This window comes from Gleimia coleocanis DSM 15436 (assembly GCF_000159015.1).
Lineage (GTDB): Bacteria > Actinomycetota > Actinomycetes > Actinomycetales > Actinomycetaceae > Gleimia > Gleimia coleocanis.
Window position 1 is genome coordinate 40,824 of record NZ_DS999545.1, and the last position, 13,169, is coordinate 53,992.

The 13,169-nt window shown below is 44.9% G+C and carries 11 protein-coding genes and 3 tRNA genes; 11 read left to right on the forward strand and 3 right to left on the reverse strand.

The annotated features are described in order from the left end of the window. Window positions 1–2: 2 nt before the first annotated feature. Genes yidD through rpmH form a run of 3 tightly spaced genes read right to left on the reverse strand, consistent with a single transcriptional unit; the run spans window position 3 to window position 825 of the window. Window positions 3–296, reverse strand: coding sequence for a membrane protein insertion efficiency factor YidD (yidD, locus tag HMPREF0044_RS08085; protein WP_006547037.1), 294 nt, complete (start codon window positions 294–296; stop codon window positions 3–5). A gap of 1 nt (window position 297) precedes the next feature. Continuing rightward, complete coding sequence (rnpA, locus tag HMPREF0044_RS05010; protein ID WP_040313035.1) at window positions 298–687, reverse strand: ribonuclease P protein component; 390 nt, start codon at window positions 685–687, stop codon at window positions 298–300. Beyond that, a complete protein-coding gene (gene rpmH / locus HMPREF0044_RS05015; protein ID WP_006547039.1) occupies window positions 688–825 on the reverse strand; it encodes a 50S ribosomal protein L34 in 138 nt (45 codons plus the stop codon). Window positions 826–1,273: 448 nt separating this feature from the next. On the opposite strand from rpmH, the gene dnaA reads away from it, so the two are divergent. The 11 genes from dnaA (at window position 1,274) to HMPREF0044_RS05070 (ending at window position 13,101) form a co-directional block, all read left to right on the forward strand. Beyond that, window positions 1,274–2,668 carry a chromosomal replication initiator protein DnaA gene (gene dnaA / locus HMPREF0044_RS05020; protein WP_006547040.1) on the forward strand — a complete coding sequence of 465 codons (1,395 nt, stop codon included), beginning with the start codon at window positions 1,274–1,276 and terminating at the stop codon, window positions 2,666–2,668. A 387-nt stretch (window positions 2,669–3,055) separates the two neighbouring features. Beyond that, on the forward strand, window positions 3,056–4,189 hold the full coding sequence (dnaN, locus tag HMPREF0044_RS05025) for a DNA polymerase III subunit beta (protein WP_040313036.1): 1,134 nt from the start codon (window positions 3,056–3,058) through the stop codon (window positions 4,187–4,189). A 36-nt stretch (window positions 4,190–4,225) separates the two neighbouring features. After that, entirely contained in the window at window positions 4,226–5,425 is a 1,200-nt protein-coding gene (gene recF / locus HMPREF0044_RS05030) for a DNA replication/repair protein RecF (RefSeq protein ID WP_006547042.1), read from the forward strand. Beyond that, entirely contained in the window at window positions 5,422–5,985 is a 564-nt protein-coding gene (locus tag HMPREF0044_RS05035; RefSeq protein ID WP_006547043.1) for a DciA family protein, read from the forward strand. Before recF ends, HMPREF0044_RS05035 begins: the two co-directional genes overlap by 4 nt. A gap of 311 nt (window positions 5,986–6,296) precedes the next feature. Beyond that, window positions 6,297–8,312: a DNA topoisomerase (ATP-hydrolyzing) subunit B gene (gene gyrB, locus HMPREF0044_RS05040; RefSeq protein ID WP_006547044.1), complete on the forward strand. Its 2,016-nt coding sequence runs from the start codon at window positions 6,297–6,299 to the stop codon at window positions 8,310–8,312. A 100-nt stretch (window positions 8,313–8,412) separates the two neighbouring features. Next, window positions 8,413–10,977, forward strand: a complete 2,565-nt coding sequence (gene gyrA / locus HMPREF0044_RS05045) for a DNA gyrase subunit A (protein ID WP_050754381.1) — start codon at window positions 8,413–8,415, stop codon at window positions 10,975–10,977. Then, complete coding sequence (locus HMPREF0044_RS05050) at window positions 10,977–11,384, forward strand: DUF3566 domain-containing protein (RefSeq protein ID WP_006547046.1); 408 nt, start codon at window positions 10,977–10,979, stop codon at window positions 11,382–11,384. Before gyrA ends, HMPREF0044_RS05050 begins: the two co-directional genes overlap by 1 nt. 105 nt (window positions 11,385–11,489) lie before the next feature. Then, a tRNA-Ile gene (locus HMPREF0044_RS05055) sits at window positions 11,490–11,563 on the forward strand. Window positions 11,564–11,599: 36 nt separating this feature from the next. Further along, window positions 11,600–11,675: transfer RNA gene (locus HMPREF0044_RS05060), tRNA-Ala, on the forward strand. A 44-nt stretch (window positions 11,676–11,719) separates the two neighbouring features. Then, window positions 11,720–11,792: transfer RNA gene (locus tag HMPREF0044_RS05065), tRNA-Ala, on the forward strand. A gap of 58 nt (window positions 11,793–11,850) precedes the next feature. After that, entirely contained in the window at window positions 11,851–13,101 is a 1,251-nt protein-coding gene (locus HMPREF0044_RS05070; protein WP_006547047.1) for an FAD-dependent oxidoreductase, read from the forward strand. The last annotated feature ends 68 nt before the right edge of the window (window positions 13,102–13,169 follow it).

The window sequence follows — 13,169 nt, forward strand, 5'->3', positions numbered from 1 at the left end:
CCTTATTCGTCGGTGGACGTAGTGTCCACGTCTTCATCGGTGGGCCGTACATACGGCTTTGGTTTCCATTTTCCCACGTCGGGCACATGATCCACACCTCCAAGGGACCAGGGGTTGCAACGAAGCAACCGATAGGTTCCCAAAATTAAGCCTTTTATAGGTCCATGGACTTTGATGGCTTCAACTGCGTAGGTTGAACAGCTGGGATAGTAGCGGCAGCGGGGTGGGAATGCTGGGGAAATGTAGAGTTGGTAGAACCGGATGGGAGCAGTCAGTAGTTTCGTCAAAATGTTCATGCTAATTGACTTCTAATGGCTGGATTGGTTCTAAAGACTCGGGGTTGAGTTTAGCGATGACGCGGGTAAGGGCTTTATCTAGACTGTGTTGTAATTCGGAATAATCTGCCGTCTGTGCCCCGGGTAGCACGCGGATTACTAGTAGCGTATGAGCGGGTAGTTGTTCCACGCGGTCGCGCATTAGGTGGCGGAGGCGTCGTTTCGCTAAATTGCGCTGGTTCGCACGCTTAAATACCTTCTTAGGTACGACGAAACCGACGAGGGATTCTTTTGGGAAATCCTCGCCGGTTACTGCGTGCGCTACCAGCGCATGGTTGCCTGCGTGGACGCCACGACGCATTGCCAAGCGGAAAAGGTCGGGCTCCTTTAGGCGGTTATCAGGTGATAACACTCAGGCAGAGAGCTTTGCGCGGCCCTTACGACGGCGGTTAGCAATGATTGCTCGGCCAGCGCGGGTACGCATACGTAGACGGAAGCCGTGGGTCTTGGACCGACGACGGTTGTTTGGCTGGAAAGTGCGCTTAGACACGATTTTCCTCCTAGTAGGGAGGGTATTTCCCCGAGGGGTTATACCCACTGTCTGAAATTCGTTTTAAACGAATAATGGTCTCAGTGTGTAAAAAATACACACATACGAATAAAAACTTTAGTGCCAGCGGGCTTTATAGTCAATGTGAAACGCCAGGGATACTGCGTGTTTCTAACGGTTTTAAAAGTATTCACAGGATGTGGACTAGTCTGTGAATTCGAAAAATTTATCCACAATTTTTTCCACTTTTCCCAAGGCTGTATACATCGAGAATTAGCTTATAAATACTGATAACTACATTCATGTAGTTATTTATCCTCTTATCCACAGAATTATCCCCAGGATGTGGATAACTTCGATTTTTTAGTGTAAAAATATTAAGAGTATTTGCCAATAAATTCTAAAGCTACGTGTCTAAACTCACGTTAGTAAATGCAGGAGAAAAACAGTGGAAGGTTACAGCCTCAAAGAAGCCTGGGAAAAAGCCGTTTCCGCACTCAACCCCGAAGACGCCGGACCAGCCCTGAAATCAATTGTTTCTCAAACACAAGTATTAGGAGACATTGAAGGAACCATACTAATAGCAGTTCCAAATGAGTTCGCTAAAAATTACATCGAAACTCGTCAAAACATGCTTAACCCCCTGCTGTCTTTCTCCATGGGACGTGACGTTCGTATTGCAATTACCATCGACCCTGAACTCGAAAGCCGTTTACAAACCGCCCTCGAAGAAGAAGCCTCCCACGAATCGGAATCAATAATCGCAAACGTAAGCGCCCCAGAAGCCACTCCGGTTGCTTTTGATTCCCGCCTGAATCCAAAATACGTTTTCGATACCTTCGTAATTGGTTCCTCCAACCGTTTCGCAAACGCAGCGGCTGCACAAACAGCCGAACAACCGGGTAAAGTCTATAATCCACTCTTTATCTACGGTGATTCCGGTCTGGGTAAAACCCACTTGATTCAAGCTATTGGTAACTACGCGCTTGAACTTGCCCCACATCTAAAAGTCAGGTACGTGTCCTCAGAAGAATTCACCAACGACTTTATTAACTCCATTCGTACCGGCCGCGCCGAAGACTTCCAACGTCGCTACCGTGAAATTGATATTCTACTAATCGATGATATTCAGTTCATCCAAGGTAAAGAACAAACCGTGGAAGAATTCTTCCACACCTTCAACACTCTCTATAACGCTGAAAAACAAGTAATCATCACCTCTGATGTACCACCAAAAATGCTATCTGGTTTGGAAGATCGTTTACGTTCACGCTTCGAAATGGGTTTGACTGTAGATATTAAGCCACCAGAATTAGAAACTCGTATCGCGATTTTACGTAAGAAAACTATTGCCGAAAATCTAGATGTAGACAATGAGGTTTTGGAATATATAGCATCACGAATTTCCTCCAACATTCGCGAACTCGAGGGTGCTTTAATTCGTGTTACCGCATACGCAAATTTAACTAAACAAGAAGTAACTCGTTCTCTAGCAGAAGTAGTCCTAAAAGATATTATTTCTGATCCAGGTGACTCAGAAATTACTATCTCACTCATCATGGGCCAAATTGCTGAATACTATCAGGATGTAACTATCGAACACCTCTGTTCTGCAGATCGAACAAAAACATTAGTGGAAGCTCGTCAAATTGCTATGTACCTATGTAGAGAACTAACTGATTTATCTCTACCCAAAATTGGACAGGCTTTCGGTGGACGTGACCATACTACTGTGATGCACGCTTATCGCAAGATTTCTAAAGAAATAAACTTAAAACGCGAAATCTATAATCACGTAACTGAACTGACTAGCCGAATTAAGCGTCAAGCTCGCGATAATTAAGAGTTATACACAGAAAACTGTGGATAAGTTTTAAAATCGGTGCATAACCTCTTTATAACTACATAGCATCTGTGAATTAGGTGGGTGTGAAAATTACGTTTTTCACACCCACCTTTTACAACACACAAGTTTTTACACATTCAATACACAACCTAAAACACACAAGCTACTAGCAAAAAACGACTTATCCCCGGAATTAACAGCCCCTACGACTACGACGAAAAATTATTAATTACAAAACTCGCGCACAAAACTATCCACAACTACCTGCAGCAAAATCTATCTCTATTAACAGATTTTTTCGAACAGATAGATAAATACACGCAAATGTCGTAAAGTTAAACAGCTAGTATTTTATTATTTTCAAACTAGAAACGGAGACGGACTGTGAAGTTCACTGTGGCGCGCGATGTCCTTTCTGAAGCTGTAACTTGGACTGCTCGGACTGTTCCTTCACGCCCATCCAGTCCAATTTTAGCTGGAATCCGTATTAAAGCTGATAACGGTACACTTAGCCTTTCCTCATTTGACTATGAAATTTCTGCACATTCAGAGGTAGAAGCAACTGTAGAACAACCCGGAGATATTCTCGTTTCTGGCCGTCTTCTAGCATCTATTTCAAAGTCCTTACCAAATAAAGACGTAGAATGTAGCCTCGATGGATCAAAGTTAAATGTATCCTGTGGATCAGCTCGTTTCTCACTAGCAACAATGAACGTTGAAGATTATCCGACACTGCCAGCAGTACCAGAAGTAAAGGGTAAAATTGACGCACAACTCTTTGCACAAACTATTACTCAGGTATCTGTAGCAGCAGCAACTGACGAAACCATTCCACTTTTAACTGGTATTCGAATGGAAATCGAAGACGATACCATTACTTTGTTAGCTACCGACCGTTATCGTTTAGCAATGCGTACCTTCAAATGGGAACCAGCTGAACCAGGCATCTCTACCTCAATGCTAGTTAAAGCAAAAACGCTTAATGATGTAGCAAAATCTATGACTTCTGCTGGAAGCGTAGAAATTGCATTCTCAACTACTGAAACAACTGGACAATCGCTAATTGGTTTCCGTGCGGGTACTCGCCACACTACCTCTACATTAATGGATGGTGAATACCCACCAGTACGTCGTTTATTCCCAGAAACCACTGCAACTACAGCTTTAGTAAACCGTAATGAACTACTTGAAGCAGTAAAGCGTGTTTCTTTGGTTGCAGAACAAAAAACTTCAGTGCGTCTAGGATTTTCAGCTGGTCAAGTAGTTTTGGAAGCTGGTCAAGATGATAACGCACAAGCAAATGAAACTATTCACGCTCAGCTTCAAGGTGAAGACATTCGTACTGCCTTCAACCCTCAATACTTACAAGCCGGGTTATCCGCATTAAACACGCAATTTGTACGGTTCTCATTTACTGATGCAGCTAAACCTGCAGTACTAACCGGACAGAATGAACCACTGGCTGAAGATGATCTAGCCTTCCGTTACCTGTTGATGCCAATTCGTTTTGGTGTCTAAAACTACTAAAAACTTACTAATCCCAGGTTTTTAATAATGTACGTTTCGCATTTAGCGTTAAATGATTTTCGCTCATATAAAGAAACACTCATTGAACTAAAACCTGGGATTACTGTTTTATTAGGTTATAACGGCCAAGGAAAAACTAACGTAATTGAAGCAATTGCTTATTTAGCACATTTATCGTCACACCGAGTTAATGCAGATACCGCCCTCGTGAGATATCCACAAAATGGAGAAAATCCACCTGCCGCTGCAGTAATTCGCGCCAAATTACATAAAGCGCAACGTGAACGAATTTTAGAAATAGAAATTGTTAAAGGTAAAGCTAATCGTGCGCGCTTAAATCGTGCACCTGCAAAACCCCGTGATCTCTTAGGTGAAATTAAAGTAATTGTATTCGCACCTGAAGATCTAAACTTAGTAAAAGGAGATCCCGCGGGGCGACGACACTTCCTTGACTCTATAGCAACACAACTGTGGCCCTCATACGGTGTGGTAAAAGCCGACTATGAAAAAGTTTTAAAACAAAGAGCTTCCTTATTAAAACAATTAGGTAAAAGTTTACGTGCGGGAATGAAACCAGATTACGCGATGTTAGAAATTTGGGATCAACCTTTGATTAACTATGCCAGCCAGCTAATATCCTTACGTCTAAAATTACTGAAAATGCTAACTAAACCCGCTAATGAAGCACATAAAATTGTGGCTAATGGCGTAAAAGAACTCAGGTTAGAATATGTAAATTCTCTTGCAGAGTACAGTGGGGAAGTTGACGTTAATAAGCTAGCTACAGATGATATTGAAGCCTATCAAGTATTAATGAAACAGGTTTTAGAATCCTTACGTTCTGCGGAAGTAATACGAGGTGTAAATTTATTAGGGCCTCACCGAGATGATTTAGATCTTTGGCTAGATGAGCTTCCTGTAAAAGGTTTTGCCTCCCACGGAGAAAGTTGGTCAGTTGCTTTAGCGCTGCGCTTAGGATGTTTTGAAATTCTTTGTTCAGAAGACTATTTAGGAGCAGTTGAAACCCCTATTTTAATTCTGGATGATGTATTTTCAGAGCTTGATGGAAAGCGTCGTAAAGCTTTGCTTGAAGCTATTTCTGGAGCTGAACAAGTAATTATTACTGCTGCGGTGGCAGGGGATATTCCTACTGAAATTGAAGCAGATGTACTGAGTGTAAATTTTGCAAAAGACACTGGATCAGTGTGTGAGCGAGGAAGTTTATGAGCTCTGCGGAAGAATTTGTTTTACGAGCATTAGAACGCCAGCAGAGAGCTGCTCGTAGTCAAGGACATTACCCAACCGTAGCAAGTATCAAACGTAGTTCAAAAAAATCTGCAGAACCCGCAGCAGCAGAATTACAAGAACCTAAAACTGACTTAGATGATTCCCATCTGGGATCTTTAAAATGGAAAAATCAACCTGGAATAGCTTCGGCAGATTTATATAATCCCCAGCAGGGTCCGAAGAAACTGGAAACAGTTATGGAACGTATGGTGGTAGCCCATGGATGGAAAACTAATTTAAGTTTAGCTGCTCTGGGAGATAACTGGGCGGACGTAATTGGAACAGAAAATACTCAACACTGTTGGGTAGAGAGTTTTGATAAAAAAACGGGTACTTTGCGTTTAGGAACAGCCTCTCAAGTGTGGGCAGCGCAATTTCGTTTATTACTTCCACATTTAGAAGCAGAGATTATGAAATTTGTAGGTCATGGGGTAGTTAATCAAGTGATTGTTTTAGGTCCCGAAGCTACAGCGCGACGTTCTGGGGATAATCAGCGGTAAAGACGCAGAATGTGGCGAGGAATACAGTTCTTATTTACTCTTTTGAAGTTAGTTATCCACAGGGTAAAAAATCTTGACTTTTAAGGCTTTTAGTATTTAAAACTTGGTTTATTTCTAAGTTATCCACAGGAAAAATCTGAAATTCACAAACTACCTTTCTAAAAACCGTGGATAAACGGTTTTCAGAGGATCAGAATTCCTTAGAAAATGGTAGAATAATTAAGGATTATTGTGCAATTTTTCGCCCTCGAAAAAAGCGAAAAGTAAGTGAATGTGAACGCAGGTTCACCCCGTAGGATAAGGGGGCCAGCTTGGCTGAAGAACAAACCGCTGGAACTGACACCAGTTCATACGGTGCAAGCGACATTACTGTCCTAGAAGGCCTGGAAGCAGTCCGTAAACGACCAGGTATGTACATCGGATCAACCGGTGAACGCGGTCTGCACCACCTGGTATATGAAGTCGTCGACAATGCAGTAGACGAAGCCCTGGCAGGCTATTGTGACCACATCGAAGTGACCATCCGCGAAGACGGCGCCGTAACCGTAGTCGATAACGGACGTGGTATTCCTGTAGACATTCACCCAACCGAAGGAAAGCCAACCGTTGAAGTTGTAATGACTATTTTGCATGCCGGCGGTAAATTCGGCGGTGGCGGCTACGCAGTATCAGGTGGTCTGCATGGTGTTGGCATTTCCGTTGTAAACGCCCTCTCAAAGCGTGTAGATACTGAAATTCGCCGCCAAGGCTACGTTTGGCGTCAATCCTTCGGCAACGGCGGTAAACCACTCACCGAACTAGTCCGCGGAGAAGAAACCGAAGAAACCGGTACCTCTCAAACCTTCTACCCCGACCCAGAAATCTTTGAAACCGTAGAATTCTCTTTCGAAACCCTACGTAAGCGTTTCCAACAGATGGCATTCCTGAATAAGGGATTACGTATCTCCCTCACTGATGAACGCGCCACCGCAGTTGATGATGGGGACGAAATCGCCGGAGAAGACACAGACGAAAATGCTGTAAAAGTACCCCTGACCGTAACCTACCAATATGATCAGGGACTTTACGACTACGTGAAGTTTATTAACTCCACCAAGAAGTCAGAAACCATCCACGACGACATCATTGCGTTTGAACACGATGCAGAAGCCCTCTCAGTTGAAATTGCAATGCAGTGGACTAAAGCCTACTCAGAGTCCGTTTTCACCTACGCAAACACAATCTCTACTACTGAAGGCGGTACTCACGAAGAAGGTTTCCGTGCAGCTCTGACCTCAGTAATTAACAAGTACGCACGCGAAAAAGGCATCCTCAAGGATAAGCACGACAACCTCTCAGGTGACGATATTCGCGAAGGCCTTACTGCAGTAATCTCTGTCAAACTCACCGAACCACAGTTCGAAGGTCAGACAAAGACAAAACTTGGCAACACTGAAGCGCGTACCTTTGTTCAGCAACAAGTTTACTCTCAGTTTGGTGACTGGTTGGACTCCCACCCAGCTGAAGCTAAAGCTGTCATTATTAAGGCTCTTTCAGCTCAGGAAGCGCGCCTAGCAGCCCGTAAAGCACGCGAAGCAACTCGCCGAAAAGGAGTCTTGGAATCTGCTTCCATGCCAGGCAAGCTACGTGACTGTTCATCACGTGACGCAGCTAAGTGCGAAATCTATATTGTCGAAGGTGACTCTGCGGGTGGTTCCGCAGTTATGGGTCGCGACCCTGAACACCAGGCAATCCTGCCACTGCGAGGTAAAATCCTCAACGTAGAAAAAGCCCGTTTAGATCGTGCTCTCGATAGCCAGGAAATCCGGGCTCTTATCTCTGCATTCGGTACTGGCATTGGTGACGAATTCGATATTTCCAAACTCCGCTACGGAAAAATCGTTCTCATGGCAGATGCTGACGTTGATGGTCAGCACATCACTACATTGTTGATGACCCTGTTATTCCGCTACATGCGTCCAATCGTTGAAGCTGGCCATGTTTACTTGGCACAGCCGCCACTGTACCGCCTTAAGTGGACAAACGCGCAACACGAATTCGTCTACTCAGACGCAGAACGTGACGCTGCCTTAGCAAAAGGCAAAGCCGAAGGTCGTCGACTTCCAAAAGAAGGTGGCGTACAACGCTACAAGGGTCTAGGTGAAATGAACGCCCAGGAACTTTGGGAAACCACTATGGATCCAAGTAAGCGTACTCTCAAGAAGATTGAAATTGCCGAAGCTGCTACAGCAGATGAAATCTTCTCAATCCTGATGGGTGACGATGTTGAATCACGTCGTTCCTTCATTCAACGAAATGCCCAGGACGTTCGCTTCCTTGACGTATAACGCCAAAAAGCAACTGACTTGATGTGAAGAGATAGATAGTAACGTGAGCGAAGATAAGAAGAACCCAGAAAACCCAACCGTAGAGGTAGCGGAAACTACCTTGGTAGCTGCTGAAGCTGAAGCTGGACGTATTAACTACGTTGACATTGAAGCAGAAATGCAGAACTCCTATCTGGCATACGCCATGTCCGTTATTGTGGGACGTGCGTTACCGGAAGTAAGAGACGGCTTGAAGCCAGTTCACCGCCGTATTCTTTACGCAATGTACGACGGTGGTTTCCGCCCAAACGCAGGCTTTTATAAGTGTATGCGTGTCGTTGGGGACGTATTGGCAAAGTTCCACCCACACGGTGATACTGCTGTGTATGACGCCTTAGCACGTTTAGTGCAACCATGGTCTTTGCGTTACCCATTGATTGCTGGTCAGGGAAATTTCGGCTCTCCCGGTAACTTGGGTCCAGCGGCACCTCGTTACACCGAATGTAAAATGGCTCCACTTGCCATGGAAATGGTACGCGACATTGACGAAAATACCGTTGATTTCGTAGATAATTACGATGGTCGTGACCAGGAGCCAGTAGTACTTCCAGCACGTTTTCCTAACCTGCTGGTGAATGGTTCCGAAGGTATTGCTGTGGGTATGGCTACCCGTATTCCACCACATAACCTTCGTGAAGTAGCCGAAGGTGTCCAGTGGTATCTTGACCATCCGGAAGCAAGCCGTGAAGAGCTATTGAACGCCCTTATTGGCATTGTTAAAGGTCCTGATTTCCCAACAGGTGCGACAATTTTAGGTAAGACCGCGATTGAGCAGGTCTACCGTACCGGTCGCGGTTCTATTATTCAGCGCGCAGTAGTCAATATCGAAGAAATTCAGAACCGTCAGTGCCTGGTAGTCACCGAATTCCCATACCAGGTGAACCCAGATAACTTGGCTTTAAAAATTGCTCAGCTTGTTAAAGATGGAGCATTGGCAGGTATTGCTGATATTCGTGACGAAACTTCTGATCGTTCCGGTCAGCGTTTGGTGATTGTACTTAAACGCGACGCTGTAGCTAAGGTAGTTCTCAACAACCTCTATAAGCGAACTGATCTACAGTCTTCCTTCCCAGCGAATATGCTGGCACTGGTCGATGGTGTGCCACGTACCTTGTCGTTAGATGGTTTTGTCCATTATTGGGTGAAGCACCAGGTTGAAGTTATTATCCGCCGCACTCAGTTCCGTTTGGAGAAAGCAAAGGAACGCCTCCACATTTTGGAAGGCTATCTGAAGGCTTTAGATGCACTGGATGAAGTGATTGCTTTAATCCGCCGTTCCCCAACGGTAGAGGATGCTCGCGTTGGTTTGATGGATCTGTTGAAGATTGATGAAGTTCAGGCAGATGCTATTTTGGCAATGCAGTTGCGTCGTCTGGCAGCTTTGGAACGTCAAAAGATTCTGGATGAGCATGCGCAACTGGTTGAAAAGGTTCGTGACCTGGAAGACATTATTGCAACTCCTGCTCGTCAGCGTGCGATTGTCGGTGAAGAACTGGCAGAAATCGTAGAGCGTTTCGGCGATGAACGTCGTACTGCAATTGTGCCTTTCAACGGCGAAATGACGGATGAAGATTTGATTCCGGAAGAGGAAGTAGTTGTTACTATTACTCGCGATGGTTACGCTAAGCGTACCCGCGTGGATAACTACAAGGCACAGCACCGTGGTGGTAAGGGTGTGCGTGGAGCGAAGTTGCGTCAGGATGACGTTGTAGAGCACTTCTTCGTAACCACAACCCATCACTGGTTGTTGTTCTTCACGAATCTGGGTCGTGTTTACCGTGCGAAAGGATATGAGATTCCCGAGGGCGGTCGTGATTCCCGTGGTCAGCATGTAGCTAACCTGTTGGCATTCCAACCAGATGAAGCTATTTCACAGGTACTAGCTATTCGTGATTACGAGCAGGCACAGTATCTGGTGTTGGCTACGAAGTCTGGTTTGGTAAAGAAGACGGCTTTGGCTGACTATAATTCTCCACGTTCAGGTGGTTTGATTGCTATCAATCTGCGTGAAACTGAAGACGGTCAGGTGGATGAATTGGTTTCTGCAGCTTTGGTAAATGCTGAAGATGATCTGATTCTGGTTTCATGTGGTGGACAGTCTCTGCGTTTCAACTGTACTGATGAGGCAGTTCGTCCGATGGGTCGTTCTACTTCTGGTGTACGCGGGATGCGTTTCCGTGAGGATGATGCATTGCTAACCATGGAGGTTATTGAACACGATTCTGACCTGCTGGTAGTTACCGAGGGCGGTTTTGCAAAGCGTTCTGCTATTGATACTTACCCGGTGCGTGGTCGTGGTGGCTTAGGTGTTAAGGTCGCTAACTTAGTTGAAGATCGTGGTGGCTTAGTTGGAGCTCTAAAAGTCCACGAAGAAGACGAAGTGCTGGTAATTATGGAATCAGGCAACATTGTCCGTATTCCAGTTGCAGAGATTTCTCGGACCGGACGCACCACCCAGGGCGTTACTTTCGCTCGACCAAATGAAGGGGACAGGATTATTGCTGTTGCCCGCAACTTGGAAACTAGTTTAGATGATGCTGAAGAGGCAGAAAATAAAAGCGAAGAATCTGGACCTGAAACCGCTGAAGTTCCAGCATTAGAAGCTGCTGAGCAGGAGGGTAAGTAATGGCAAAGCTAGGTAAGACCTTGGAAGTTGAAGGTATTGGCGATGATGTTCCACGTCAGCTAACCTTGGCTGTGGCGCGCTTGGATTTGTGGAGCGTTGCAAAAATCGGTTTCTTGCTTTCTGTAGCTGGAGCAATCATTCTAGATGTTGTGGTGTTAGTCATTTGGTTGATGCTTGATGCTATGCATGTTTTCGGTGCGGTGGAAGAGTTTCTCACCCGTATTGGAGCAGATTCATTCGTAAGTTTGTTGAACTACCTACATTTGCCGCAGGTAATGTCTATGGCAACTTTGGTGGGGGTAGCAAATATTGTCTTGCTGACGGCGCTTTCCATGTTGATTGCGTTAATTTATAACTTGGTTGCAACCCTGGTGGGGGGCGTGCGCGTCACTTTGATGGACGAGTAATCTTTGGGCTAACTGCGTAAACACCTATAGTGCTGTACCTCACTTTTGTGTATTTGGTATTTTATGGTTTAGTCAGTTAGACTTTTATAGTGCGAAACGCACGGAGGGCCTATAGCTCAGTCGGTTAGAGCGCTTCCCTGATAAGGAAGAGGTCGCTGGTTCGAGTCCAGCTAGGCCCACAGTTCCAGTAGAGAAATCAAACGGAACAAGCCTTTGGGGCTATGGCGCAATTGGTAGCGCACCTGCTTTGCAAGCAGGGGGTTACGGGTTCGAGTCCCGTTAGCTCCACCATGACTGAGTTTTCCAAAGGCTTCGGTTAATCAAATAACTGAATAGGGGCTATGGCGCAATTGGTAGCGCACCTGCTTTGCAAGCAGGGGGTTACGGGTTCGAGTCCCGTTAGCTCCACTAAAAGACCGCTCACGTGATAACGTGAGCGATTTTTATTGTCACAAAAGGAAAATACATGGAAAAGTTAAAGCTTGATTTACTTGTTATAGGATTTGGTAAAGCAGGAAAAACTATTGCAATGAAGCGTGCTGTTGCTGGCGACAGAGTAGCGGTAGTAGAGAGTGACCCAATGATGTTTGGTGGTACTTGTATAAATATCGGATGTGTACCAACCAAGTACCTACTTACTCAAAGTGCTAAAAACCTGCCATTTGTGGATGCAAAAGCGGGCCGAAATGCATTTATTGCAAAACTAAACGCAGCTAATAAAAACCTAGTTGAGGGTAAAGGAGCTTTAGTAATTACCGGATCAGCGCGTTTTAAAGAGCAGAAAACCGTTGTTGTTGGTGAGTTTGTGGAAATTACGGCAGATACAATCATTATTAATACGGGTGCTACGTCAGGGATTGAAGTGACAGGTAAAATCCATGATTCCACTTCAATTCAGCAGCTTGAATCCACCCCTGCTTCACTTGCAATCGTTGGGGCTGGGCCGATTGGATTAGAGTTCGCTACGATGTTTAATCAGTTTGGAACTAAAGTAACCGTTTACAAGGGTGAAGGTCGTTTGCTTCCGCGTTTTGACTTAGATATTGCTGAGTCTGTGCGTACACATTTGGAATCGCAGGGAATAAAATTTATTGACCAACGTGTCGCTGATGCTGCGAAACTTAAAGAAGAAGTTGTGCTTATGGCGACTGGTCGGCGCCCTGCGATAGCTGATTTAGAGTTAGAAAAAGCAGGTATTGAATATACTGAACGCGGCATCACAGTGAATGAGTATTGTGAGACGAATGTTCCTGGTATTTATGCTTGTGGTGATGTGAACGGTGGTCCTCAGTTTACTTATATTTCGTTTGATGACCACCGCGTCGTAATGGATCATCGTTGGGGAAAACAGGAGCGTACTACTGCAAATCGGGTGATTCCGACTTGTACTTTCATTGATCCCCCACTAGCAACTGTTGGTATGGCAGAAGAAGAAGCTGCACAAAAGCATAATATTTCTGTGCGTAAAGCAAATATTGTTGATATTCCTATCTTGCCGAGACCAAAAATTCTTGGAAAAGCTGAGGGGTTAGCTAAGTTTATTGTGGATGCGGATACAGATCAAATTTTGGGTGCAACACTATTTTGTGTGGATTCGCAGGAACTCATTAACATGGTGGCATTAGCTATAAAGCATCAGATCACAGCCACAGAAGTTGGGGAGGGGATTTATACTCACCCAGCTACCTCAGAAGTTTTTAACGCGTTGTTGGTCTGAAATAGAAGCGTTTACAAGGGAAGTATTTTCCGAGGGCGGTTCGTTGAACTTAAATGGGTGGGGTAGCA

Excerpts from the sequence above, each read along its gene's own strand:
- yidD (WP_006547037.1), bottom strand. The coding sequence starts at position 296 with ATGAACATTTTGACGAAACTACTGACTGCTCCCATCCGGTTCTACCAA.
- recF (WP_006547042.1), top strand. The coding sequence starts at position 4,226 with ATGTACGTTTCGCATTTAGCGTTAAATGATTTTCGCTCATATAAAGAA.
- HMPREF0044_RS05035 (WP_006547043.1), top strand. The coding sequence starts at position 5,422 with ATGAGCTCTGCGGAAGAATTTGTTTTACGAGCATTAGAACGCCAGCAG.
- HMPREF0044_RS05050 (WP_006547046.1), top strand. The coding sequence starts at position 10,977 with ATGGCAAAGCTAGGTAAGACCTTGGAAGTTGAAGGTATTGGCGATGAT.
- HMPREF0044_RS05070 (WP_006547047.1), top strand. The coding sequence starts at position 11,851 with ATGGAAAAGTTAAAGCTTGATTTACTTGTTATAGGATTTGGTAAAGCA.